Annotated in this window: 24 protein-coding genes and 1 pseudogene; 5 read left to right on the top strand and 20 right to left on the bottom strand. The window is 50.1% G+C overall.

Features of this window, described 5'->3' with window-relative positions; genetic code table 11:
• The first annotated feature begins 2 nt into the window (after positions 1-2).
• Together hflD and purB are read left to right on the top strand one after the other, a co-directional pair.
• Positions 3-644: a high frequency lysogenization protein HflD gene (gene hflD, locus CKO_RS07815; protein ID WP_024130407.1), complete on the top strand. Its 642-nt coding sequence runs from the start codon at positions 3-5 to the stop codon at positions 642-644.
• Positions 645-647: 3 nt separating this feature from the next.
• Positions 648-2,018: an adenylosuccinate lyase gene (gene purB, locus CKO_RS07820; RefSeq protein ID WP_012132704.1), complete on the top strand. Its 1,371-nt coding sequence runs from the start codon at positions 648-650 to the stop codon at positions 2,016-2,018.
• A gap of 375 nt (positions 2,019-2,393) precedes the next feature.
• Here purB and CKO_RS07825 read toward each other — a convergent pair whose 3' ends face one another.
• Together CKO_RS07825 and CKO_RS07830 are read right to left on the bottom strand one after the other, a co-directional pair.
• Complete coding sequence (locus tag CKO_RS07825; protein ID WP_012132705.1) at positions 2,394-3,659, bottom strand: Y-family DNA polymerase; 1,266 nt, start codon at positions 3,657-3,659, stop codon at positions 2,394-2,396.
• Positions 3,660-3,661: 2 nt separating this feature from the next.
• Positions 3,662-4,078, bottom strand: a complete 417-nt coding sequence (locus CKO_RS07830) for a translesion error-prone DNA polymerase V autoproteolytic subunit (RefSeq protein ID WP_012132706.1) — start codon at positions 4,076-4,078, stop codon at positions 3,662-3,664.
• A gap of 300 nt (positions 4,079-4,378) precedes the next feature.
• Between CKO_RS07830 and CKO_RS07835 the strand changes: the two genes are divergently transcribed.
• The 3 genes from CKO_RS07835 to CKO_RS07845 all read left to right on the top strand — a co-directional run bounded on the left by CKO_RS07835 (position 4,379) and on the right by CKO_RS07845 (position 7,253).
• On the top strand, positions 4,379-4,741 hold the full coding sequence (locus tag CKO_RS07835) for a GtrA family protein (RefSeq protein WP_024130409.1): 363 nt from the start codon (positions 4,379-4,381) through the stop codon (positions 4,739-4,741).
• Positions 4,738-5,658 carry a glycosyltransferase family 2 protein gene (locus CKO_RS07840; protein ID WP_012132708.1) on the top strand — a complete coding sequence of 307 codons (921 nt, stop codon included), beginning with the start codon at positions 4,738-4,740 and terminating at the stop codon, positions 5,656-5,658. Before CKO_RS07835 ends, CKO_RS07840 begins: the two co-directional genes overlap by 4 nt.
• A 173-nt stretch (positions 5,659-5,831) precedes the next feature.
• A complete protein-coding gene (locus CKO_RS07845; RefSeq protein WP_232626242.1) occupies positions 5,832-7,253 on the top strand; it encodes a 6-pyruvoyl-tetrahydropterin synthase-related protein in 1,422 nt (473 codons plus the stop codon).
• A 32-nt stretch (positions 7,254-7,285) separates the two neighbouring features.
• Here the strand turns inward: CKO_RS07845 and CKO_RS23515 are convergent, their stop codons facing one another.
• The 18 genes and pseudogenes from CKO_RS23515 to CKO_RS07930 all read right to left on the bottom strand — a co-directional run bounded on the left by CKO_RS23515 (position 7,286) and on the right by CKO_RS07930 (position 23,627).
• On the bottom strand, positions 7,286-9,322 hold the full coding sequence (locus CKO_RS23515) for a tail fiber/spike domain-containing protein (protein WP_012132710.1): 2,037 nt from the start codon (positions 9,320-9,322) through the stop codon (positions 7,286-7,288).
• 65 nt (positions 9,323-9,387) lie between these two features.
• Positions 9,388-9,909, bottom strand: a complete 522-nt coding sequence (locus CKO_RS07855) for a hypothetical protein (RefSeq protein WP_012132711.1) — start codon at positions 9,907-9,909, stop codon at positions 9,388-9,390.
• Positions 9,910-9,951: 42 nt separating this feature from the next.
• Positions 9,952-12,669: a host specificity factor TipJ family phage tail protein gene (locus CKO_RS07860; protein ID WP_024130410.1), complete on the bottom strand. Its 2,718-nt coding sequence runs from the start codon at positions 12,667-12,669 to the stop codon at positions 9,952-9,954.
• Complete coding sequence (locus tag CKO_RS07865; protein ID WP_012132713.1) at positions 12,666-13,046, bottom strand: hypothetical protein; 381 nt, start codon at positions 13,044-13,046, stop codon at positions 12,666-12,668. The genes CKO_RS07860 and CKO_RS07865 overlap by 4 nt, the downstream gene beginning before the upstream one ends.
• Before the next feature lie 9 nt (positions 13,047-13,055).
• Positions 13,056-13,544 (bottom strand): DUF1833 family protein, encoded by a 489-nt coding sequence (locus CKO_RS07870; RefSeq protein ID WP_012132714.1) that lies wholly within the window; start codon positions 13,542-13,544, stop codon positions 13,056-13,058.
• Positions 13,541-14,005, bottom strand: coding sequence for a hypothetical protein (locus tag CKO_RS07875; RefSeq protein ID WP_012132715.1), 465 nt, complete (start codon positions 14,003-14,005; stop codon positions 13,541-13,543). The genes CKO_RS07870 and CKO_RS07875 overlap by 4 nt, the downstream gene beginning before the upstream one ends.
• Positions 14,005-17,046: a phage tail length tape measure family protein gene (locus tag CKO_RS07880; RefSeq protein WP_012132716.1), complete on the bottom strand. Its 3,042-nt coding sequence runs from the start codon at positions 17,044-17,046 to the stop codon at positions 14,005-14,007. Before CKO_RS07880 ends, CKO_RS07875 begins: the two co-directional genes overlap by 1 nt.
• A 39-nt stretch (positions 17,047-17,085) precedes the next feature.
• Positions 17,086-17,316, bottom strand: a complete 231-nt coding sequence (locus CKO_RS23320) for a hypothetical protein (protein ID WP_071258613.1) — start codon at positions 17,314-17,316, stop codon at positions 17,086-17,088.
• Positions 17,317-17,405: 89 nt separating this feature from the next.
• Positions 17,406-17,873: a hypothetical protein gene (locus CKO_RS07885; RefSeq protein ID WP_024130411.1), complete on the bottom strand. Its 468-nt coding sequence runs from the start codon at positions 17,871-17,873 to the stop codon at positions 17,406-17,408.
• Positions 17,874-17,935: 62 nt separating this feature from the next.
• On the bottom strand, positions 17,936-18,136 hold the full coding sequence (locus tag CKO_RS23720) for an Ig-like domain-containing protein (protein ID WP_332840372.1): 201 nt from the start codon (positions 18,134-18,136) through the stop codon (positions 17,936-17,938).
• A gap of 30 nt (positions 18,137-18,166) precedes the next feature.
• Positions 18,167-19,096, bottom strand: a pseudogene (locus tag CKO_RS07890) (phage tail tube protein); the annotation flags it as partial.
• 26 nt (positions 19,097-19,122) lie between these two features.
• Positions 19,123-19,515, bottom strand: a complete 393-nt coding sequence (locus tag CKO_RS07895; protein ID WP_012132721.1) for a phage tail terminator-like protein — start codon at positions 19,513-19,515, stop codon at positions 19,123-19,125.
• The gene (locus CKO_RS07900) at positions 19,512-20,063 is read right to left on the bottom strand and encodes a hypothetical protein (protein WP_012132722.1); all 552 of its coding nucleotides are present in this window, start codon (positions 20,061-20,063) and stop codon (positions 19,512-19,514) included. Before CKO_RS07900 ends, CKO_RS07895 begins: the two co-directional genes overlap by 4 nt.
• Positions 20,064-20,261: 198 nt before the next feature.
• Positions 20,262-20,645 (bottom strand): hypothetical protein, encoded by a 384-nt coding sequence (locus CKO_RS07910; protein ID WP_024130412.1) that lies wholly within the window; start codon positions 20,643-20,645, stop codon positions 20,262-20,264.
• A gap of 239 nt (positions 20,646-20,884) precedes the next feature.
• Entirely contained in the window at positions 20,885-21,295 is a 411-nt protein-coding gene (locus tag CKO_RS07915; RefSeq protein WP_012132726.1) for a hypothetical protein, read from the bottom strand.
• 3 nt (positions 21,296-21,298) lie between these two features.
• Positions 21,299-21,592 carry a hypothetical protein gene (locus tag CKO_RS23460; RefSeq protein ID WP_012132727.1) on the bottom strand — a complete coding sequence of 98 codons (294 nt, stop codon included), beginning with the start codon at positions 21,590-21,592 and terminating at the stop codon, positions 21,299-21,301.
• Between the two features lie 47 nt (positions 21,593-21,639).
• Positions 21,640-22,779: a major capsid protein gene (locus tag CKO_RS07925; RefSeq protein WP_198478783.1), complete on the bottom strand. Its 1,140-nt coding sequence runs from the start codon at positions 22,777-22,779 to the stop codon at positions 21,640-21,642.
• An 83-nt stretch (positions 22,780-22,862) separates the two neighbouring features.
• Positions 22,863-23,627, bottom strand: coding sequence for a DUF6651 domain-containing protein (locus CKO_RS07930; RefSeq protein ID WP_024130413.1), 765 nt, complete (start codon positions 23,625-23,627; stop codon positions 22,863-22,865).
• Between the last annotated feature and the right edge of the window lie 241 nt (positions 23,628-23,868).

Genomic DNA, 23,868 nt, shown 5'->3' on the forward strand with positions numbered 1-23,868 from the left:
TCGTGGCAAAGAATTATTATGACATCACCCTCGCACTGGCAGGTATTTGCCAGTCAGCACGCCTGGTGCAACAGCTGGCGCACCAGGGGCACTGTGATGCCGATGCGCTACACGTTTCACTGAACAGCGTTATCGATATGAACCCCAGCTCTACGCTGGGCGTATTCGGCGGCAGCGAAGCGAACCTTCGCCTCGGTCTGGAAACCCTGCTAGGCGTCCTGAATGCCAGTAGCCGCCAGGGGCTGAACGCAGAGCTGACGCGCTATACGCTGAGCCTGATGGTGCTGGAGCGCAAACTGTCAGCCGCCAAAGGCGCGCTGGACATGCTGGGCGAGCGCATTAACGGCTTACAGCGTCAGCTTGACCATTTTGACCTGCAATCAGAAACGCTGATGAGCGCGATGGCCGGTATTTATGTCGATGTCATCAGCCCGCTGGGGCCACGCATTCAGGTGACGGGCTCACCCGCCGTGCTGCAAAGCCCGCAGGTGCAGGCAAAAGTTCGCGCCTCGCTTCTGGCCGGTATCCGTGCCGCAGTGCTCTGGCACCAGGTCGGCGGTGGCCGCCTGCAATTAATGTTTTCTCGTAATCGCCTGACCACTCAGGCAAAACAAATTCTTGCTCATTTAACCCCGGAGTTGTGATCTATGGAATTATCCTCACTGACCGCCGTTTCCCCTGTCGATGGACGCTACGGCGATAAAGTCAGCGCGCTGCGCGGGATTTTCAGCGAATACGGTTTGCTGAAATTCCGTGTACAGGTTGAAGTACGCTGGCTGCAAAAACTGGCCGCGCACGCAGCGATCAAGGAAGTTCCTGCTTTTGCTGCCGACGCAAACGGTTTCCTGGATACGATCGTCGCGAACTTCAATGAAGAAGATGCCGCACGTATCAAAACCATTGAGCGCACGACGAACCACGACGTGAAGGCAGTTGAGTATTTCCTGAAAGAAAAAGTGGCGGATATCCCGGAACTGCATGCGGTTTCTGAGTTCATCCACTTCGCCTGTACTTCTGAAGACATCAACAACCTGTCTCATGCGCTGATGCTGAAAACCGCGCGCGACGAAGTGATCCTGCCGTACTGGCGTCAGCTGATCGACGCGGTAAAAGATCTGTCCGTTCAGTATCGCGACATTCCCCTGCTCTCCCGTACCCACGGTCAACCGGCTACGCCGTCCACGATGGGGAAAGAGATGGCTAACGTGGCTTACCGTATGGAACGCCAGTTCCGCCAGTTAAACCAGGTGGAAATCCTTGGTAAAATCAACGGCGCGGTCGGTAACTATAACGCCCACATTGCCGCTTACCCGGAAGTGGACTGGCACCATTTCAGCGAAGAGTTTGTGACGTCGCTGGGTATTCAGTGGAACCCGTACACCACACAGATTGAACCGCATGACTACATCGCAGAGCTGTTTGACTGCGTCGCGCGCTTTAACACCATCCTGATTGACTTCGATCGCGACGTCTGGGGTTATATCGCGCTCAACCACTTCAAACAGAGAACCATCGCGGGTGAAATTGGTTCTTCCACCATGCCGCACAAGGTTAACCCGATTGACTTCGAAAACTCCGAAGGCAACCTGGGCCTGGCTAACGCCGTACTGCAACACCTGGCAAGCAAACTGCCGGTTTCCCGCTGGCAGCGCGACCTGACGGACTCCACCGTGCTGCGTAACCTGGGCGTCGGTATTGGCTATGCGTTGATCGCGTATCAGTCCACCCTGAAAGGCGTAAGCAAACTGGAAGTGAACCGCGATCGTCTGCTGGATGAACTGGATCACAACTGGGAAGTGCTGGCAGAGCCGATCCAGACCGTAATGCGCCGCTACGGCATTGAGAAACCGTACGAGAAGCTGAAAGAGTTAACGCGCGGCAAACGTGTTGACGCCGAAGGCATGAAGCAGTTTATCGACAGTCTGGCCCTGCCGGAAGAAGAGAAAACGCGCCTGAAGGCGATGACCCCGGCCAACTATATTGGTCGCGCCATCACTATGGTTGACGAGCTGAAGTAATCCCCCCTGCCGGATAGCGATGCTAACGCATCTTATCCGGCCGATATTCAGCGCCCCAATGCCGGAGCCTTATCCGGCATAACTCTCCCCCCGGTTTACGAAATGTTTATCCCCGCCGCAACACAATCAGCGTTAGACTGCGAATGAAAAAAATAAACAGTTTGAGAAACATGCATTTATAACAATATCAAGAAGTTGGGGAATGTAGTTATCGGACAATAGCAGACAATATCAGGTATTTTATCGCCCCTAAAATTACCCCTAACCAACTATTTGCCCCCAAATCCGCCCCCAAAATCCATACCGAAAACCAATAAAGATTAGACACATTGATGGGCTATGCCGGGCAGATACAATTCACGACAGACACTTTTTTCACTTCACACGCAAAAGGTCTTCATATCGAGTGGTGTATCGCGGTGAGAGCATCTCCCGCTTCATCTGCCACTGCTGTTGTATGCCCTGTCCGGCGAAGTAGAGCGTACCTACGCCGTCTTTGGTGTTGAGATGATCCAGCACCTTCATCAGTTTGTCGCTATTGCGCCGCGGCGCGTTATCATCAAAAAGGTTGAGTTGTGCCACCCCCTGGCTGAAGAAGTCGCCGAGCATAACGCCTGCCTTCTGGTAACGGCGTCCATCTTTCCAGACAGCATCCAGGCATCGCGTGGCCGCGCCGATAATGTCCCGGCTGTCCTGCGTCGGGGTCAGAAGCTTCACAGAGGCGCTGTTGCCGTAATACGGTTCGTTCAGTGCAAACGGGCTTGTCTTCACGAACGCGGAGATAAACCGGCAATATTGATGCTCGCCGCGCAGCTTCTCCGCCGCCCGGCTGGCGTAACTGAAAATCGCCTGACGCATCTCTTCGTAATCAGTGATACGACCACTGAAGGAGCGTGAGCAGACGATTTCCTGCTTTACTGGTGCAAACTCTTCCAGTTCCAGACACGGCTCACCACGCAGCTCGCGTACCGTTCTTTCGAGCACAACATTGAAATGCTTCTTGATAAACCGGATATCTGTGTCAGCCAGGTCAAGAGCAGTTTCGATGCCCATCCCCTCCAGCTTTTTAGAGATGCGTCGCCCTATACCCCACACCTCGCCAACTGGCAGCGCAGCTAACAGTTTACGCTGCCGGCCCACGTTCGATAAATCAACAACACCACCAGTCTGTCGTTGCCACTTCTTTGCCGCATAGTTAGCCAGTTTCGCGAGGGTTTTTGTCTGCGCAATACCGACACCGACGGTGAGATGTGTACGCTGTAATACTGTAGTGCGGATCTCCCGGCCAAATTCAGTAAGATCACGGCAGTTTCGCACGCCAGTCATGTCACAAAATGCCTCGTCTATGCTGTAAATTTCGACGCGGGGACTAATTTCTTCCAGCGTTGTCATTACGCGATTCGACATATCAGCGTAAAGCTCATAGTTACTGGAGAACGCGACGATGCCGTGACGGCGAAAAGTCTCTTTTTGTTTGAAATAGGGCTCCCCCATTTTAACAAAGGACTTCGCTGCTGCTGAACGGGCAATAACACAGCCATCATTGTTAGAGAGAACGACAACCGGCCTTCCTTTTAGGTCTGGCCTGAACACCGTTTCACAACTCGCATAGAAGCTGTTCACGTCTACGAGTGCAAACATACTCAGCCAGCAGACTTCACGATGTAAGTTACGACGCCGAAAACCTCCAGATTGTCTTCACTTCCAATCATGATTGGTTTATACACAGAGTTTTCAGGCTTGAGCATGACAGCAGGATGCAGCAACAGGCGCTTAACTGTGAACTCACCGTCGACCGCTGCAATGACAATGTCCCCATGCCCTGCTTTTCGTGAACTGTCGACTACCAACAAATCGCCTTCGCCGATTCCGGCATCACGCATAGAATCTCCTGTGGCCTTCACGAAATACGTCGCGCTTGGGTGCCTCACCAGCAATTCGTTAAGGTCTATACGCGACTCAACATAGTCCTGAGCAGGGGAAGGAAACCCGCATTGCACAAGGTCACTAAACATTGGGAGCGCCACATGGCGTAGATCTGTAGGCGTGAAAAACTGCATGATAATCACCTTAATTGATACTGATTATATATACAGTATTATTGTATCAATGGCAGCGATCAAGTCTCTTAGAAGTACAACACGGTAAGTAACTGGCGTGAGGTGAAATTTAGTTTTGTGGGACATCATCGGCGACCTGCACTATCGAACGATCGCCAACTGGCCGCATCAGTGTCTTGCATACGCTCTGGTGAGTAAACTTGACGACCCTTCGCCTTTAACGCCCCTCTATCATGTATGTCGATCAAGTACCGCGTTAGTGCTACACTTGCACTCTTTCAGAATTCACTGATTTTTCACATGTTAAAGCTATTTAGTCGATATGTTTCGGTTGGTGTTGTGAACACCGCGATTCATTGGTTATGCTTTGCTGGTTTGCTTCACTTCTTTGGCGCCAGCCAGGCCATTTCCAATGTTACGGCATTTTGCGTGGCTGTAACTTTTAGCTTCTTCGCTAATGCAAAGTTTACTTTCAACTCTCAGGCTACGACCGGGCGTTACATTGCGTTCGTCGTATTCATGGGGGTTATGGCTATGCTCACTGGGTTTATCGCAGATCAACTCAAGGCACCACCGATTTTAACGCTTGTGGCGTTCTCGGCTTTCAGCCTGATCGCGGGATTTATCTACTCAAAATTCATAGTATTTAGGGATGCTAAATGAAAATCTCTCTGATCGTTCCGGTCTTCAATGAAGAGGCCACGATACCGATTTTCTACAAAACGGTTCGGGAATTCGACGAATTAAAACAACATGAAGTTGAGATAGTATTCATCAACGATGGCAGCAAAGACACAACGGAATCAATTATCAATGCGCTTGCTGTATCCGATCCGCTCGTCATGCCATTATCATTTACCCGTAATTTTGGCAAGGAGCCAGCTTTGTTTGCCGGGCTTGATCACGCAACAGGTGATGCTGTTATCCCTATCGATGTCGATTTACAAGACCCCATTGAAGTTATCCCGCATCTGATAGAGAAATGGCAGGCTGGCGCTGATATGGTTCTGGCTAAACGCACCGATCGTTCAACGGATGGAAGGCTAAAACGAAAGACCGCAGAATGGTTCTACAAGTTACACAACAAAATCAGCAACCCACAGATCGAAGAGAATGTGGGTGATTTCCGTCTCATGTCCCGTGAGGTTGTGGAAAACATTAAGCTAATGCCAGAACGTAACTTGTTCATGAAAGGCGTTCTTAGCTGGGTTGGCGGAAAGACTGACGTTGTGGAATATGCCCGCGGCGAGCGCGTAGCTGGTGACTCTAAATTCAATGGCTGGAAATTATGGAATCTGGCTCTTGAAGGGATCACCTCCTTCTCAACGTTTCCGCTACGCATGTGGACATACATTGGCCTTTTTGTCGCAGGTCTGTCATTCCTGTATGGGGCATGGATGATTGTTGATAAGTTATTTTTCGGCAACAGCGTCCCTGGCTATCCGTCGCTGCTTGTATCAATACTTTTCTTGGGGGGTATTCAACTTATTGGGATCGGTGTTCTTGGTGAGTATATAGGAAGAATTTATATAGAAACAAAGAAAAGACCAAAATATATTTTGGGGAAACGCAAAAAATGAGAATAACGAAGATTTTTATTGTCACTTTGACATTCATTGTTATAAGTCTGCCTTTATTTGGTCACTTCTGGACGTCAGGAGACCTGTCCGCCCATTATTATAGGCTCATATCTATAAAACATCAGTTGGAAACACATCAGTTTCCGATGTATTTCGATTTCGTAACTGATAACATGCAAGGGTATGGATATTCATGGAATTTATTTTACCCTCCACTGACAGCTTTTCTGTATACAATTATAGAGCTATTAAGCTTTAATAGCATTGATGCTGTTATACAGTTAAAAATAAGCATAGCAATAATCTCAGCAATAAATTTTTTTATTATGTATTTTTCTGTAAAGAGAATTTTCAACTCTTCACAAATTGCTTTTATCTCAGCGATACTATCCGTTACATCATACTATTTTCTATACAATCAATACACTCGCTCTGCATTTCCTGAAGCTCTTGCTATGAGCTTTGTACCCTTGTTACTTTTGGGGCTATTTGGGTACATCAACAACAATAAAAATAAAATTTATTTACCATTGTCGTTTTCGTTAATACTGTTAACAAATATACCCGCAACCATTGTCACTCTTATATTTATAACTTTATTTGTAGTAATCTTTCATAAGAAATTCATAGAACAATATCGAGATGTAATTTTACATTCATTTATAGTTATTGGTATAACGTCATTTTTTATACTTCCGCTTTATTACACATCTAAAGGTGACATTTACGCCTTTACATCTATGAAATCAAGTTATGAATCAATGTGGAAGCTAACCATACCAGTTATTAACTTAATCATACCGACAAGAACAACGGAGTACCCTTTCAGACTTATTACACCGGGATGGGTTATAATGGGGCTAATAATAGCCTTGTTCACCATGAAAAAAAATGGTGATAAATTATCTTCCATGCTTGATGGGCACCATAAGGTGGCTATTTCAATATCTTTATTATTCATAATAATGTGCTCACAAATGTTCCCATGGAATCACATACCAAAACAGCTTCCGGTACTTAATTTCATTCAGTTCCCCTGGCGAATGATGCTTATATCATCGCCAATCCTGTGCATTTTCGCTGCTCTAACTCTTGTCAAAATCGCCCAAGAATCCCAAGGGAAGAAAGGTTTAATTTATATTGTCATATTTTCATCAATTATTCTTTCTATGTATGCGTCAACAAGTCCATTCGATAACAAGGCGAGACTGCCATGGTATCAAGTATATCTTGATTACATGCCTAACAACATGGCGAGAAAAATAAATGAAATTAAAAAAACCAAAAAAGAACCTATAGTGTTAAGTGGAAATGGAAGTATTGTAAGCGCTAGATTAACTGGCGGCTATCCAACATATAAATATATTTGCATGGATGATTGTACAATTCAACTTCCTGTAATTCCTTATAGAGGATATGAGGTAGAAGGAGTTAAATCTTTTTCTGAAAACAACATGGGGTTGATGCAGGTTAACGTATCAAAAGGGAGTGGGCAAATAAATTTAAAATATAATCCAATTATTATCTACATATCATACGGAATTACGTTAATCACAATAATATTGTTGTTATATTTTACAAGAAGAAAATCATGATAGAAGGGGCCGCATAAAACGGCCCCTTCTTATTAAACTATATTACCCACACCATCTTTCCACGCACTTCCTGTCCATGTGATAGCATAACCAAGAGTTGTATCCAGTATCTGCGCTCCTGCATCTGCTGCGTTTAATGAAGGGCGTAGTGCGGTCGTAAAGCTCGGTATCCGCACAGGTTTGTTAGCCTGTATGACGTTGTTCGGAGAAGTAATGTTACCAAAAGAACCAGATACTACGTGGATGACTGCGTAGCGATAACGTAACGCACCTACGCCAGTCCCTTCATCAGTGCCTAATGAAATAGTGCCGTCTCTGTGTGGCCGCAGGTACGCATGGCTACCTGACTCGTATACCGGGCCGAGGCGCATTGGGTTGGCGGTGCCGATACAGATCCAGTTGGCAGAGAATAGCCGGTTATATGCTGTAGGGGCAGACCCATCAACATTATTGACTGTCAGGTCACTGACACCCAAGCCGTTGTGCCCACCAATAATACTCACTCGACCCGTAAGGTTAGTCATATAGTGGGTTCCAGCTTCACTATAGGTGTTTACCAAGTTAACGTTCGCTACCCGGTTCATGTAGAGATTCCCTACACGAATGGTCGTGTTAACAAAGAATAGCTTGCTGCCGCGCCCATCCTGCCATTCTTTCGGATAACCGTTGACTGACGTTGTACCACTCCCAGATCCGTCTGTAGCGTAATCGTTCATTCGGTTCGCGGGTTTCTCTGCGGTGTTTATCGCGGCATCGAGGTAAACCCCGCGAATGACGCTATTTGAGAAAAACAGGTCGGACGTTCCTGTGCCGCCCCAAATCCAGTTAAGCGCGTAGCCGTTAGCCCCTTGCGGGTATTTAGTCCCGTCCCGGATATCCCGGTCAGTACCCTTTAGTTTCAACCCATACGAGCTAATCGCGCTTACCAACTGAGTGGGCTGTTTTGGGTCGAGAGGCCATGCAAAGAAATTATCGAATGACAAATCGCACATGCTTTGACTGTTGATGCGCCCATTGATATTGAACGTATTGCCAGAACCGTTATTCTGGTCAGATCGGGAGCAGTCGAGGAGAACTGCATCATTCGCAAAGTAGCCGATAACCGCAGTACCAGACAAGGTTAACCCTGACACTGCCGGAACAAACAGGCCATATGAGAAGCACGCCGTTGCCCCGACGTCATCCACCCCGGTCAGCGATGGCGCTTCAAGAGTCCCGTCTGTCCGTTTGCGCCACCCCATCAGCACAACGTTGTTGATTGAGATTCCGTGGTCGCAAATACATAAGCCTGCACTGATCGCCGGGTCATCAGCGCCCTCTACAACGTCTGTCAGGACGTACGTTGCGGGGGTGCCTTTGAGGTTAAATCGGGTAAATCCCGGATCACTGATAAGCGTCGCGAGTGTCGTCGCCTCATGACGCATACTATGTGAACGCACCGTGACGGCCTGCGCACCGGTAATGGTCGTGTTTCGTGGGATCATTCCCCATTCAATATCAAAATCACCTGGGGGGAAGTGGCAGTTCCTACCAGCATTCTCATCTAAAAACGCCTGGATTTCTTCTTTTGTTGCGCCGCTTCCCCCCGTGAAATACACGTCATAAGACAGCCGTTCTGCAACCGTCACATCACCATAGCCGATCTGATCTGCACCGGTTGGCAGCGCCAGTTCGCGGCGCAGGACATCGCTGACATCTACGGCCAGCCATTTTCCGACACCTGTACCGCCGGATGAATCTGGAGTAGAGCCTGGCGGAACGGTTTTCGGTAGGGTCGTTAGATCATCCCAGCGATACCATGCGCCTGTTGTCTCATCCTGAATGATGTCACCGGCGGAATTAATAACCGCCCCGCCCTGAAATGTCCCGACTGGATTTAAGCCGAGGTTCGCGAGCGCTGTTTTATAACGCTCTTCCATTCCATGCCACGTAAGGCGCGGCACGCCAAAACGGTCATCCCATGTTTCATTAACCCGGTCATTCGAAAGGTGATCAAAGTTCTGTGCGTTATCGTAAAGAACCTTGGCGGATGCAGAACCAAGAGGTTCATTGGTGTTATAGGTGGTCATGCTGGCCTCATAAAATAGAAAACCCGCGATTATTCGCGGGTTCTGAATGTTATCTAGTGGAGTGATTATTTGATGAAAGACAAGATCTCATTTTCTTGGAAAGTGTATTTTTTATCCTCTTCCTCAACAGAGAGACAAAGTGCATCTGATAATTTCCTTACTACTGAATAATTATCAGCTATCAGTGTTGCGGTTTCCTGATCTACTTGATGGTGCAGCGATTCAAAACTGATACTATTGCCGTAAAGATTTTTCAATAGCAGCAAGTATTCATGCGCTTTTAACCAGTCAAGACGCCCTCCTCCACCTGCATTAAACTCTCTTCTCACGGTGGCTGCATTATATGCAATACCATTAAATGCCTGTGCATACACACCAGACCATAAAGTAATTATTCTGGATTTGGTGAATGTTATTACGTCATTGACATCATAAATGTTCCAGTCAGGTATTATAGTGGTCGACCCTTTCGGCCCTGAAAGAGAATCATTAATTATCTCTATAGGGCCGACAATACCACCTTGTAATTTCCATGAGAGCCAATGCCCAACCTCGTGTAACACAACATCCTTTAACTGAACCGCCATATCCCCTCCCGCATCCACAGTCGATATTACACTACATCACGATCATCCTACATTGCCGGGATAAGTGGCATTGTCGTAATCGTAGAAGCTGGGTTTATACTGCTTCGCCGTTACCTGGCATGTGCCATCAGATTGAGGCGCGATCTCAGAGATAATGGCGTTATAGCCAACGCGCGAAGAGTCGCAAAAAATAAGGCGTGGTGGCTCAATAGCCGGATCATTGAGGACGATTTCAGCAAATTCATTCAGGTATCGCACTGTCACCTGATAATCATCAGCCCTGATTGCCGTAAGAAGAGATGATGCGGTCCCGTCCTGAAATCGGATGATCACTCGCGGGTTTTCATAACTCCAATCCAGTGGCTCGGTTACCGTGAATGTTGTCAGCGCATTTTCGGTTGTCATTTCATCAACCAGACAGGAAATAGTTTTATTGCCAGGAATATCGTCTGTCAGCACTATGCGGTCGCCGACGTTATAGCAAAGGGCGTCCAGTTCGGTTAATGTCGTATGCGTCAGCCGTTGCTGTAGGTACTTAATCAGCCGCCGCATGCCGATCTGATATGCCCGGTCCCGGTCGAGCACACCGTCAAGCGTATAGTCTTCGATTTTTACGGGCGTTGGATTTCCCGGTATCCGGCACTGTACCGTTTCCTCCGCCCAGGTGGTGCCGTTGATATACGTAACGTCCACGCCGTCATAGTCGTCGTAAGACGGAGCCACGAACGCGGTTTGCAAGTCTTCTGTCATCTCATGTGGACTGATAACCCCCGACCAGGGCTTAACGCCTTCGCGCGCAACCGAGGCAAGCCCGTCTGCCAGCAGAAAATAGCTTTTCCCGGCGTTGGCGATCTTCTGCAAAACCTCCAGCGCAGATGTGCTGTCAGTCGCCTCGAAGTCGAAAAACTCATTGTCAGGCGTCCAGTACGCACTTTCCAGCGCATCAATGGCGTCGGTGTCCATATCCAGCCCCAGCGAGTTACCAACATAGTACAGCGCGCCGGAGATGCTGCGCGCCGCGCCAGTGTCGTAAATCCTTGTAGCTACCACGTTCACCCGGCGATCGGACTGCGCCGCCAGCTTACCGCCGGTTTCCACCGTGACGCCCATCGTCGTTACGCCAGCGTACGATGACGGCCTGGTCAGCAGGCGGCCACGCAATGATTGCCAGTACATATTATCTCGGCTGTTATCCTGCCCCTGCTCGTTAGTGCGCCGACACCGCACTTCAACAAGACCGGGAGAATTCAGCGTGATGCGCTCAGTGAAACCAAGGCCATTAATATTTTTTGTGTTATACGAACCGGTTTTGCTCATCCATCCCGAACCAGAACCATAAACGCGGTACTGAACTTCCCAGCGAACCGTTCTGTTTTGTTTTCTCCCTTTTTTGTCGTACCCGCAAATGCCATTCGGGAAGAAGAAATTCACTTCAAACATGTCGATGGTTTCATTATCCGGGCATGCCAGAAATGGCCCCATCCAGGAGTCATTCTGGTTAACGCCAGATGCCTCAAAATCAAGTACGGTACGCGCCACGAAACCCGGCCATGTGTTATCGACAACACCGTCAATCAAGCGTTGAAGAGTCACACTGGTGCCGTCCACGTCGAAAATTTTGAACTGATATCCAGCGTGAGAAACAGAAAGCCTGATATACCCCTCAGGAATACCCGTAAAAGGCGCGCCGGTTTCATTCTCATAAGCCAGCGTTATAGACGCGGTGACTTCCTCTTCTTCCTCTGTCGCGTCTGCATGCGGCGTATACGAAGCGATAAACAGGCTATAGTCGACGCTGTTGTACCAGAGCGTTACCGGCATTCCGACGTAAGGGGCGATTTCCGCCAGATTGTCACTGGTAATACGGCTGTATGCGCCATCGTTGGTAACAACAAACTGATCGGGTACGATTAGCTCAACCGTCGCACCAGCAACCCAGGAATCAGGCAGCTCGTTTGTTGCAGTATCGTCGTCAGCGCTTAATCCGTTAAATGTGATTGTACTTCCCGACACCGTCAGCGACTGCGCCACAACATCATCCGTATCCGGCGCGGTCTGGGCCATATCCAGCCCGGCACCCGATGACGTCCCGCCAACCTCGGTAGAGTTAAACCAGTTTTCGCTACGGCGATCACCAGCCACATTCTGACCTGGCTGAAAAACGGTGTACGTGAAACCATCACCAAGCGATGAAACTGGTGTGGCACCAACACGCATATCCCCTTCGCCGAATGAAAATTGTCCGAATCCCAGAGCAACGAACATTTCAACGGTCATCACTGTCGGATCGTCCGGGCGGAACCGGGTTACCGGCTGCACTACATAATCGGGGTAAATTCGGCGGCGTCCGAACAGCTCGCGGATTGGATCGCCCAGTTTTGCACGATTCGCTTTTGCCGGGTTAACGTCCAGTGAATCGCCTGTCGACGAAGAAAAACCACCGGGATCTGATGCGCCAGGCGCAAAGAACAGCGCATAAGCCACAGATGCGACCGAAACAGCAACGGCAATCCACGCCAGCGCAACGGCGCCATGAGGAACCGGATAAATGCGCACATCACTTGTCGGGCTGATCGCATAATCGAACCATGCCGCAGCCGGGATATTCACGCCGTCCACTTCAATGGCGATCGGATGTTTCATATCAGCGCGATAATTATCAACGTTCCGCGTCATCCACTGATGGATCGTGATAGCACTATGTTCATGCGTTTCCAGCGGTTCGCCAGGTAATCGGGAAGGATAAATTCTAATGGTCACTTCCAGAACTCCACTTTAACGAAGCGGCGAACAAACTGTGCCACCGGCGTGAAAGAAACGTTGGATTTAGGGTTGCATTCGGCCACATGCAGACGGCCATTAAGCACCACGACAACGCCGACATGCGTAACAGTTGAGCCTGAATAGCAGGCAACACCCGCACCTTCACATGGCTCGCAGCGTTGTAGGGAAAGCATCAGTTTCCTCGCTTCTCGATTAAGCCCTCCACTATCTTTCGTCACTCCGGCGAAATCCGGCCACTCATGAAGCCCCAGATCGCGACGCACCTCATTCACAATGCCGAAACAGTCAAGTTCAGGGTAAGCGCGACCGCCCTTCAGCCATCTGACCGAAAGGTATTTATCTTGATTGAACATTGAAACTCCTTAGCTCATGTAACGAAGGCCAGGATAGAACGGGAGTGTGTAGCGATAGCGTGGCCAGGCAGTATCCAGCACATTCATGTATCCCGCGATAATCTGCGCCTGTGTTGCAGTCCAGTACCCGTTTTTAACCGTCAGGGTATAAGGACGGTCTGCGGGCGCGGCTAAATCGTCAGATGTATATTGTCGGTAGGTCACCGTGGCGCCACGTAGATTTTCCAGCGCGCTACGCACGGATGTGGATGCTTCTCCTTTGATGTTTGAGACAGCAAACTGCAAGTCCTGCGTGCCGTCACTGTTCCGCGCCGGTAGCGCAACATCGATGGCGCTGGCGATGAATGTGACCTCTTCACCAGTTTCCGTCGTCGCTGTTATATTGTCGTAGCCATCGCAGAGATACATGACATCATCACCGATGTTGATCTGCAAAGTTTTGATAATGACCTCTTCACCGGAAGAGGCGTACAGTCGTTTTAAAGTCGGACTGGTCATGCTTCCGGCCACTCCCTGTTAAGTGCAATATCGATGATGCTGCTGTTGATGATGTAATCCGGGAACTCAGCCCAGCCATCGCCGAGGACGGGTCGAGTCCACAGCTCAAGCGTCGCGGAGAACTGCCAGTAAATCGGGGCGACCAGCGTCGGCCCCTGATAGATGTCCGTAAACCGACATTTGTAGAGTTCAACGCCCAGCGGCGTTTGCAACCGCATAAAAAACCAGTCGGCGCCGTCAGTGATGGTTTCGTGATACCAGCCCTCAAAAAGCTGAGCCTGAGCATCGTTTTCGAAAAACCACTGCACATTTGCCTGTGTCGGTGTCGAAATAAACGCGCGGCGCTGACGGGCGCGGCCGGTGGTCATTTCGGTGCGCTTTAACGGACTGACTGGCTGAAATGCATAACCGTCCTGAAGCGGCATAGGGAGATAATCGTGAGGGTAGTATTTTTCAGCCATCAGGTCGTTCTCCTTCCGGTGTACGTTCCTCGCATTGCGTTACCCACTTTCCCGTTACCCCGGACAATCTGGTTCGCCACCTGATCAACTGCGTCCGTCGTCGCCTTTTTGGCGGTGTTGGCGAGAGACATATCCATCTGCTCAGGCGTTACACCCTGCTGAATATGGAAGTCCTGCTGAATCTGGGGGCTGAATACAGTTGAATTACTGTTGTTATTGACGTTCTGCGCCCCCGTACCGAAACCGGGCTTGCTCAGCGTTGCATCCAGAGAACCACCATTGCGCAGCGCCTCAAGGTTCGAGACGCCTATCCGGTTGGTTGCAGCCTGGTCAAAAACATACTCGCCTTTATGCACTATCCCGGCGGGCTGGTATTTCCCTCCTGGGCCAGTGTAACCACCATTAGCGAAGCCTGCGCCAGCAGTCATGGCTGATGAAGCAGCGGCAACTGCCGCAATTAAAGGAGTGGTTGCGGCCTCTGCTGCGGCCATCGCAGCTGGAGCTATTGCCCATCCCGTAATAGGGATCGCAGCCGCAGAAGCATATGCGTTAATTGCTGCAATCTGTGACATTGCGGTTGCTTGTCCGATCATTGATGCAGACGCGCCAGCCGCTGCCGTTTTTCCTACAAGCAATTGAACAGCCTGATACACCAGCCACTGCGCCGCCATCTTCGTCAGCGCATCAATAACAGCTTCACCCATTCCTGTTGCCATGTTTTTAAATCCATCACTCAAACTTTCCGTTCCATGCACCATCGCTGAAAGATTGGATGAAATGGCGGTTTCAGTGGAGTTTAGAATTGATGTTGCTGCTGTAGTAACTGATTCATAAAGTGTTGGGACACTGTTCAGATATGACTGCAACCCATTTTGAACACCTAACTGCCAGTTACCATTCAGTTGATCCAACTGAGTGTAATAGGATTGCTGCATGGCAAGGCGCTGATTGAGAGCCTGCTGTAGAGCGGCGGTTTCCTGGTCGTATAAGTTTTGCGAGATCTGCCCGGTCGTTCTCTGATTGGTTAATTCGACCTGCTTTTTTTGGTACTCACTGACGATTTTTGTCAGTTCCTGCTGACGTTTCTGCTCCTGAGAAAGCACCGTGTTGCTATTAAGGCTATTTTGTAGCCCTGTAGCATCATTTTGCAGACCAGAAGAAAGCGTATTTTTATACGCTGTCAACTTATCAACATCTTTACGGAGCGCTATCTCCTTTTCGATAGCTGCGTTTTTCTGCAATTGAGCAGTAATAGCCTCCTGATTAGCCAGTAGGGATTTCTGATCAGCAGTCAAAGTTTTCTTCGATTTAATATCAGAAAGTTGTTGCTCCCATTTAATAAGAGCTTGTTGCGCAGAACCTATTTTCTCTGTTGTGTCGAACTGTGAGGTTAAAGTAACGTACTGCTGGTTTAACTGATCCAGCATCCTCACGCCAGCATTCTCGGTATATGCTTTACCTTTAGGTGTTTTTGGGGTTTTGGGATCCTTGTATCTATCGTTGATATTTTTCCGTAAACGAGCCTCTTCTTCCTTGCTGATTACTGCACCATCTTTAATTGCTTTGGTTAGCTTGTCCTGTTCCTTTTTTCTTTTCTGCTCATTAGACAACGTCTGCTCAGTAAGTGAATTAATAACTTTCTGGGCCTCAATACTTTTTTGCTGGCGTTGGTTGTATCCATCAATTGTATTGTTAATTACGTCCTGCGCCGTTTTTTCACTTTGCAGTGTAGATAACCGCTGTTTAAGCAAAGTTACCGCTTTTCGCTGCCGATCTAAATCATCAGATTTCCATGCACCATAGGGACCTGCATTAGCGGCCTGTCCACGCTCCAAATCAGCAAGCGATTTCTGTGCGCGTTCAAGCTCGCTGCTGGCATCCTGAATTTTTTGCTCTACGGATGCTTCACGACCAACATCAAGCATGGCATCCCACGCCCATCCAGCAGCTTTAGCCAGTGAGTTCCATGCGGTTTCCAGATACCCCAGATTTTCCTTAATCTGATTGGAGCGCTGAATCATCGACGAAGAATATGCTTCGCTGGCAACGCGCGCGGCTTCCTGCTGATTCCCTTCATCCTGAAGAGCTTTAATCTGGTTGTATGTTGCCAACGTAAGGAAGTGATACTGGTCGTTCAGTTTGGTGATGGCATCCAGAGGGTCCGCGGCGATTTTGTTGAAATCGTCCACCAGTTTATCTGTCGCAATACCTGTGGCTTCGCTCGTTTTAACAACGGCAGTTGTCACGCGCTCCAGCGAATCACCGACCACCTTTCCAGACTCCACCAGTAAATTTAACGTCGATGCCGCTTTGCCAGTGGTAGAGTTCGCCGCCATACCAGCGCGCGCAGCAATATCCGCCAGTTGCCCCGATGTTTTCCCTACCTGATTACCCGTCAGGATAAGTGATTTATTGAAAGCGTCCTGCTCCTGCGTGCCTTTGTAGTACGCCACGCCCAGCACGCCGACCGCGGCAGCCGCCAGCGTGAAAGGATTGATCAGGCCCATCACATAGGAGCCAACCCCTTTAATCGCCGGGCCGATACCGCCGAACATGTCCTTTAACTGGCCTCCCTGCTGCATCAGCACCATAAACGGACTTTGCCCGGTAGACAGACCCACGACGATATCGGTCATCTGAGCGGGCAGTATGCGCATCGCAAAAGCGGTTTGCTTTGCTGACATGCCAGTATTTTTCAGTTGCTCTGAAAACCCGGTGAGACGATTACGAGCCTCTTCGATTTTTTTCGAATAGACATCAAAGGTCTCATCGTCCAGCATGCCTTTCGACTTGAATTTCGCGAGTTGTTGCTGTTGTTTATCCAGTTTATTCAGAGCCGCGTTAACTGGATCAATGCGGTCAAGCAGTTCCGATAATGCGGAAGATTCTTCCTCGGTGGCTTTAGTCACCTTCCCGGCACTGGCCGCTGCTTTCTGCCCCCACTCGGTAAGCCCGTGAAGGGCGCTGGTCAGGCTTTCAGCATTTTTTTCTGCGCCGGTGCTGTCAATAATGACGGCGAGGCGGGATGTCTGTTCTGCCATTGCGGTCTCCGGGCATAAAAATACCCGGACATACCGGGCTTATTGTTTCTGTTTGCCGTGTTTTTTCTGTTCCTGCGCCCACTGCTCACGCCATGCGTCATCGAGGGCAAATATCGCCGCGTCAAATTCATCACGATCAATGAGGACGGGACGTGCAGAAAGAAAGCGCTCAATATCATGAAGCGATATCGGCAGCGGCGCGCCAGCCATCCCGGCATATAGCCGGGAGCGGGAAATAACGGAGTAAGCGTTGAGAATTTCCCCTGTCACACCATCAATTTCAGGCTCTGGGATTGGCGGGAGTTTTAATTTCTCCCTTCGCCACTTTGCCTTTTCGCCCTGCTCCCCGCCGAACTCGCTCAGCCACTTCTGCGCTTCGATGGCTTTTTTACGGTTTCCTGCTTTTGCTGCTCTTTTCCCTGGGCGATGCTGGCGGCTTCAGCCAGAATTTGCCAGTAAATCGCTGGTTCCTGTTTCATAAGTGCAGCACCGCGTTCCGGCGTGTATTCGATCGGCACCTCTTCGCCATCAACAAGCTCACCAACACCCTTCCAGTCTTTCAGCAGGTAACGCGCGCAGTTATCGATCAGCAGGTCATCAGCAGAGTCAATTTCCCCAACCGCTGACAAGCTAAATTCACTGGTTCCAACCTGGTAACTGGCATCCATCTTTTCAATATGGCGGCGGATAAGGGCATTACGTGAGCGGTACTGGTCGTTATCAATGCTGCTGACGAGCAATTTCAGCCCTTCAATGGGTTTAAGGTCTTTCAGCGGTGTAAACCAGCGCTCGCCGCCAACATCAATTCGTGGGTTTAGGATAATCATTCGAAACTCCTGCATGAAAAAAGCCCGCGCCGCCATGCAGAGCGGAACGGGCAAGGGAAATTTTATGGTTCAGTTACGGTAATGGTTGCCGTATCGGTAAAAGTGCGCGCCTTAGCGGTGATAGTTGCCGTTCCGGCCGCAACACCAGTAACGACGCCTGACGCACTAACTGTTGCCACTTCAGGATCGGATGACTCCCACGTAACAGTATCCGTTGCGCCTGCGGGAGCCAGCGTTGCAGTGAGGCTGGTTGTATCGCCCACATCAACGGAAGCTGTTTCCGGGGTTACCGTGATGCCGGTTGCTGGAATGGTAACGGCGCGGGTAATGGTCGGTGACTCGTCGGCCGCAGTGATATCCAGTTGAACCTGGATAATGTCGGTATTGCCCCCATCCGGCCAGTCGCCTGCGACCTGCACTTTCGGGAAGTTAAATGTGTATTGCCCTTCGTCATTCGCCAGCGTGAAACTGAATGGCACGGTTGCACCGGTAAGTGTTTTGCTCCAGACCTCCCACGCAGCTTTAGACCATGACAATGTGATCGAACCTGACGGCGTAAAGGTGGTTGGGATATTAGCCCCGGCATAGGGTGAACCGGTGCCGATGCAACGCTGGGTCTGGACGTTGTTGTCGAACTGGATGTTGAAGGTATCAATACAGAAGCCATCACCACCGTCGATTCCGTTCAGGTTTATCGCAGTGACCTCTTTGAACGAGTAACGCAGTTCTCCAGCATTATCTGCGGGAGTACCGGTGATGTAACTCGTATCATCTGCTTTTGAGCCCCAGCCCAGCCCGGCGAATGTGACTGTCGCGGTAACGTCGCCATCATTCGGGACCTCTAACTGGAACACGCTTACCTGCGCGCCACGAATAATAGAGGCAATGCCAACGTCCGAAGCGTATGTTGCGAGTGAGAAAGAGATACGGTCATTCCCCATCGTCAGCACGTTGCCCGCCCACTCCGCGCCAAAGCACGAAGCCAGGAAGTCATCATGCTGGCCGTAGCGGAACTTTGCCCCGACATCGCCACCTACATCGACCGTTCCCAGCGTAGCGCCCTGTGCCATTCGGGTACCGCCGATTTCGTCGTTGTCATTGGTATTCTGGGATGGACCAACGCCCCAGCTTGTACGCTTGAAAAGATTCCAGACGCCTGCAGGCGTAATTCCTGGAGTCGTCTCCCGGATAAAGGCCGAGAGTACCTTAGCGCCGCTCGACATGCGGTCACCTCCATCGAAGTTAAGCGCTACAGAGCGCGGTAAGGGATTTGTAGATTGAACTGAGACCAGCCATCCGTTTCGCCAGCGGGAACAGCGGATACGGCGAAATAACTGAGTTTTCCGTCATCCTGGAATTCGAATAATTCACGGAGTTTGTCTGCTGTTTGAGTGATAAGCAGAGAGCCAGAACCAACAGGGACGAAGATCTGAATGATGAGGACGCCGGTACGGTGAACAACCGGACCACCGCCGATTTCATTTGCTCCGGCCATGCCTGAAATGTTGGTGAAACGAGCCCAGATATCACGACCACTTGGATCAAATACGGGTCCGTTTGGATAATCCACGGCATCAGAGGCAATAGCCGTCTGCGCCGTCATGCGAGCAATGACAGCGTTACGAATTTCTGTGAGGGTCATTTGTAGGCCTGTGTTACACCATTAAATGAAACCGCATAAACGCCTGCCGGTGCCTGCTTTGAGTGCCCGTTTTCAAGCGGTACGGAATAAGGAAGGTTTGACTGGATGTAGATGACCGAATAACTTGGCGCCGCAAGAATTGTCGACGTCCCGTTATTTATGGTGTTTGCACCGTTCGGGTCTGGCTCGCTTGGCACGTAATTGCTTGGAGAGCCAATGCTAACAAAATGCGATGCCCGAAAAGTTCCTGCTCGATATTCTGCGGGACGTTTTATATCCATGCTGTCATTGACGCGGGCTTTCCTTTTAAGCCGTCCTGTTTTTGTCAGATTTTCGGGGTTAGAGAGCTGCGACTCATTCCACTCGCTTACCGCTTTGTTGTATTGAACTGCTGTCTGGTTTACAGCCCATATTTCAGGGTTACCGACCGGTGACCGAATAACGATCTCATTGAGCAACTGAATGGCTATAACGCGTTGCAGTTTTCCGACATCCTCTTCCACTTTGTCAGCGAACAATGCAGGGTCAAGACTCCAGGCCTTAGTCATCCCATACTCTCCGCCACTTGCAAAGAATCCGTTCAGGCACGAACAGTACAGCAAAAATTAGCGGCCATAAAAGCACGGCGATTACACCATAAGTAGCCTTAAGCCATACCGAGCCACCATCCCTGACGAGCAATACGGATACAAACTCGAAAAGACCGAGAGGCAGTCCGCAGATTAGATAAAGCAGAAGAAATTGCATTACACCCTCCGCAACTGAATGGAATATGTTGCTTTCGCCGGATCGGTTCCTGCCGTAATGACTTTGTAGCGTTGCTGTTCGCCGGTAATCAGGTCTGGTGCAGTGATGATGTGATCGACTTTCGGTTCGTCGGTAACTTCATTCGTCAGCGCTGTTAATTTCAGGTCGCCGTGCAGGATATTGACGCCATCAATGCGGTTGAGGCTGTATTTCGACAGAACGCCACGCCCGGTGTAGGTCACTGTGGTTTCACCGCCTGTTTCCGTTACCGGGTCCCATCCGGTTTGGATGACGTAAGAGCCGGTAAAGTCGTTAACAGCGTCGGCAAGATCGTCATCGAACGCTGCGGCGATTTCGGTCTGAAGCTCGTCACGAATGCCCATGATGGACACCATTGCATTGCCGGAACTCAACAGTGACTACACCACGTAATTTTCGCGTATACACGTCGCCATTTCGTTTTGCCCGGAGTGGATGCGGAGCGAATTCGACAATCCCCTTTCTCTCATTCGCATAAACGACATGGTTTATTTGGTGCCCGTTCACGAATACATCGCGACGCCCACGGCCATCGCCGACGTAATGAATGTGTGGATTGATTGGTTCGATGATGCTTATCACGTTACCCCCTCACCAGCCTGATTTGTGACTGATTGACGCCATATGGCTTGAGCATCGCCATCGCCAGTTGCAGATCGGAATCAAGAAGCGCAGTGCTATTAACCGCAAGTTCAGCGAATGTCTTTGATACGCTCACGCCGTCAGCATCAACGGAATTGCTCAGCAAAGAACCAGAGTTTGTTTTCTGCTGATACAGCCCGCCATTTGCTGCCGCCTGCGCCGCATATGCGCCAGCCTGCTTCACGTCATCAGGGATAATGATTTCGTGGGTATTTTTGTCACATGGTAATTTCAGGCCAAGACCATTCATCCAGGCGTTAGCCATCAGTACCGATTTTGATTTTTTACTGGCATCAGTCCAGTCAGCACCGAGTATCTGATCAACGTCCGCCACCGTGATGTAGGTGATCATGAATCACTCCTCTATGCGCCAGCCTGCCGCCTTCCAGTTGTCCACTTCGTCAGGATGCACGTCTGCGGTGGTGGGCGCGCCGGGGAATGCCGGGAAGTCAGTGAACATAGCAACCAACTGAGCACCATCCTGCTCCTGCTCCTGCTCCTGCTCCTGCTCCTGCTCCTGCTCCTGCTCCTGCTCCTGCTCCTGCTCCTGCTCCTGCTCCTGCTCCTGAGAATTGTTTTTCGCCGCCAGTTCAGCAGCAAGTTTTTCCGCCGCTCGCTGAGCGCGCTGCTCTTTCGTCAATCCAGCCATAAGCCCTCCAAAGGAAAAGGGGCCGAAGCCCCTTGTGTGTGATGGTGTTAGCCCAGAAGCATTACTGCGTGGGCTGGTTTGATGGAAGCCACGCCCCACGCCAGGCCAACTTCATAACGCACCTGACGGTACTGACGATACAGCGCGATCTGGAAGGTGATACCGGAAACTGGGTCGGTGACATTCATCACGTCATCAGCGGTGTCACCACCTTCCGGCATCGCCGGGGTACGAGAAGCCAGCAGAAATGCGTTGCGGTCAAACGCCATATTTGCAGTGAAACCACCGACTACAGTGATAGCAACGCCGTCTGCCAGGTCCTGACGCAGCCCCGGTGCTGCCAGGGTGATAGTGGTAGCGGTCGCAGCAGCAACGACATACTGGTTATCGTCACCAGCGAAAGTCACAAGCTGGCCCGCAGCAATAGCACCCGTGCCGGTATCAATGGCAATAAGGATATCGCCTTCGGACTTGGCGCCATTCACCAGGTAACCAGCAGCTGTAGCGGCAGCAGCGCGCTTAACTCCAGCAGAACTGTGGATATTGAAGCCCTGCAGACGCCCCAGAACACCCTCACGCAGCAATTGTTCAGTCCCGGCTTCATTGACTTTGAACAGAACCGATTGCTTACCACGCATGTTGGCAATGGCGTCAGAATCAAGAACCATCTGCAGGTTAGTCGTCGGAGAGCCATTTTGTTCCAGAACTTTTCGGGTGTTTGCCGCGTCGGAAAGATCATCTTTGATGCCAAACGGGGTAGTGCCAGCAGTACCAACAGCGCGTGATGTACCGTAATAAAGTGCCCCCAGATCGGAGTCAACTTCGTTAGACAACGCGCGGAATGCCTGGGTGAACTGGTCGGCTAGGATAGTGTTGTAAGTACCTGCCGGGCCGAGAGCCAGTTGTTCTTCACCGTTCCATTTGACCGGTGCCATTTTGGATTTGGTAATTTTTACATCGACAGTGCCAATGTTCTGATCACCAGTATTCGGCGCAGACGGCCCCGGTACGATATCCTCGGTAACTGCTTCCGGTGCGACCGGCGCAGTTACTGTCTGCCCCTTCGCCGCTGCGTCTGCTTTGGTATTGCGCGCGACGGCAGGAATAAACCCCACCTGCTCACGAGAAACGATATCCAGAGCGGTATAGATAGTCGGGATCAACCCGGTCAGTGTATTCGACATGATTCATTTTTCCTTAGAGATAGATTTGGGTTGGTTGAGCTATCCAGCTCTGGCGCCAGCCACCATCCGGAAGCTGGCAAATGCAGTTAGTCGACGATGGTGATACCGTCTTTGAGGGCTGTCTGTTTCCCGGTCTGATCCAGAGAATCGAATGCTGAGCGTTTCATTGTTTTCTGCCCGGCATCGTGTTGAGTCGTTCGTGAACCACCGCCGTTATTGCCACTGGCTTTCAGGATGTGGTCTTTTTGCGGGTACTGCTCTACCAGGAACTCCAGCGCTTCATCGAATGAGGCCAGTTCGCCCGGTTTAGAGCGGGAATAAATTTTGTTGCCGGTGCCGTCATAGGCGACAACTTTACCCTCTTCGACTTTAAACGACTGCCCGAAGCGGGCCTGAAGCAGATCGGCAGGGATGGCGATTTTATCGGTGATAAATTTGGAGCCGGTAAAACTACCGCCGATCATCGAATCGTACAGTTGACCTTCCAGCGTTTTACTTTTGTTGTTGGCCTCATCCAGTTGCGCCTGGAATGATTTGGTGATTTCGGCTTTCACCTGGTCAACTGCGCCAGCATCGATCAGTTTTTTCTGGTCGATTTTGGTCATCATTTCGATTGCTTCGAGCGCCTTTTTAGGGTCTTCAATCCCTGAGAAAGCAGCAAGTTTTGTTTCAACGGCTTCTTTGGCTTCGCGATGGGATTTAGCCTCGCCATTCAGCGCCGAGATTTTGCTGACAGCCTGAGCGGCATCGAAGCCAATTTCTTTCCCGTCGTCATGCACGTAAACCGGCAGACCATTAGCATCGACTTCTGCGTAGTGCTTACCATTTACTTCAACTGTCTTCAGTTTCATGTTGTTACCTTTGATTTGGTCATCCGACCGTTGCACCGCTCACCATCCGGATTGCGGCCATAAAAAAGGCCGCCCGGAGGCAGCCTGTTGTGAATTTCAGATAATAAAAAAGGCCGCCTTAGCGACCTTTCTTTTTGTATTCCCGTTCGAATTTCCACATTTCATAAATTGAACGACTGGATATAACTATTGCAACCAGACCTAAGGCTATTGTGATTAACTGGATAATCATTATCACCTC

The organism is Citrobacter koseri ATCC BAA-895 (genome assembly GCF_000018045.1).
In the GTDB taxonomy this organism is placed as follows: Bacteria; Pseudomonadota; Gammaproteobacteria; order Enterobacterales; family Enterobacteriaceae; genus Citrobacter_B; species Citrobacter_B koseri.

What these genes read in the sequence shown, in the direction of transcription:
- CKO_RS07900 (WP_012132722.1), bottom strand. Translation starts at nt 20,063, where the DNA reads ATGACTAAGGCCTGGAGTCTTGACCCTGCATTGTTCGCTGACAAAGTG.
- CKO_RS07870 (WP_012132714.1), bottom strand. Translation starts at nt 13,544, where the DNA reads ATGACCAGTCCGACTTTAAAACGACTGTACGCCTCTTCCGGTGAAGAG.
- CKO_RS07875 (WP_012132715.1), bottom strand. Translation starts at nt 14,005, where the DNA reads ATGGCTGAAAAATACTACCCTCACGATTATCTCCCTATGCCGCTTCAG.
- CKO_RS07835 (WP_024130409.1), top strand. Translation starts at nt 4,379, where the DNA reads ATGTTAAAGCTATTTAGTCGATATGTTTCGGTTGGTGTTGTGAACACC.
- CKO_RS07930 (WP_024130413.1), bottom strand. Translation starts at nt 23,627, where the DNA reads ATGAAACTGAAGACAGTTGAAGTAAATGGTAAGCACTACGCAGAAGTC.
- CKO_RS07855 (WP_012132711.1), bottom strand. Translation starts at nt 9,909, where the DNA reads ATGGCGGTTCAGTTAAAGGATGTTGTGTTACACGAGGTTGGGCATTGG.
- CKO_RS07915 (WP_012132726.1), bottom strand. Translation starts at nt 21,295, where the DNA reads ATGATCACCTACATCACGGTGGCGGACGTTGATCAGATACTCGGTGCT.
- CKO_RS07895 (WP_012132721.1), bottom strand. Translation starts at nt 19,515, where the DNA reads ATGACCCTCACAGAAATTCGTAACGCTGTCATTGCTCGCATGACGGCG.
- purB (WP_012132704.1), top strand. Translation starts at nt 648, where the DNA reads ATGGAATTATCCTCACTGACCGCCGTTTCCCCTGTCGATGGACGCTAC.
- CKO_RS07885 (WP_024130411.1), bottom strand. Translation starts at nt 17,873, where the DNA reads ATGATTATCCTAAACCCACGAATTGATGTTGGCGGCGAGCGCTGGTTT.
- CKO_RS23515 (WP_012132710.1), bottom strand. Translation starts at nt 9,322, where the DNA reads ATGACCACCTATAACACCAATGAACCTCTTGGTTCTGCATCCGCCAAG.
- CKO_RS07845 (WP_232626242.1), top strand. Translation starts at nt 5,832, where the DNA reads ATGCAAGGGTATGGATATTCATGGAATTTATTTTACCCTCCACTGACA.
- CKO_RS23460 (WP_012132727.1), bottom strand. Translation starts at nt 21,592, where the DNA reads ATGGCTGGATTGACGAAAGAGCAGCGCGCTCAGCGAGCGGCGGAAAAA.
- CKO_RS07880 (WP_012132716.1), bottom strand. Translation starts at nt 17,046, where the DNA reads ATGGCAGAACAGACATCCCGCCTCGCCGTCATTATTGACAGCACCGGC.
- CKO_RS07830 (WP_012132706.1), bottom strand. Translation starts at nt 4,078, where the DNA reads ATGCAGTTTTTCACGCCTACAGATCTACGCCATGTGGCGCTCCCAATG.
- CKO_RS07825 (WP_012132705.1), bottom strand. Translation starts at nt 3,659, where the DNA reads ATGTTTGCACTCGTAGACGTGAACAGCTTCTATGCGAGTTGTGAAACG.
- CKO_RS07840 (WP_012132708.1), top strand. Translation starts at nt 4,738, where the DNA reads ATGAAAATCTCTCTGATCGTTCCGGTCTTCAATGAAGAGGCCACGATA.
- CKO_RS07865 (WP_012132713.1), bottom strand. Translation starts at nt 13,046, where the DNA reads ATGTTCAATCAAGATAAATACCTTTCGGTCAGATGGCTGAAGGGCGGT.
- CKO_RS07910 (WP_024130412.1), bottom strand. Translation starts at nt 20,645, where the DNA reads ATGGGCATTCGTGACGAGCTTCAGACCGAAATCGCCGCAGCGTTCGAT.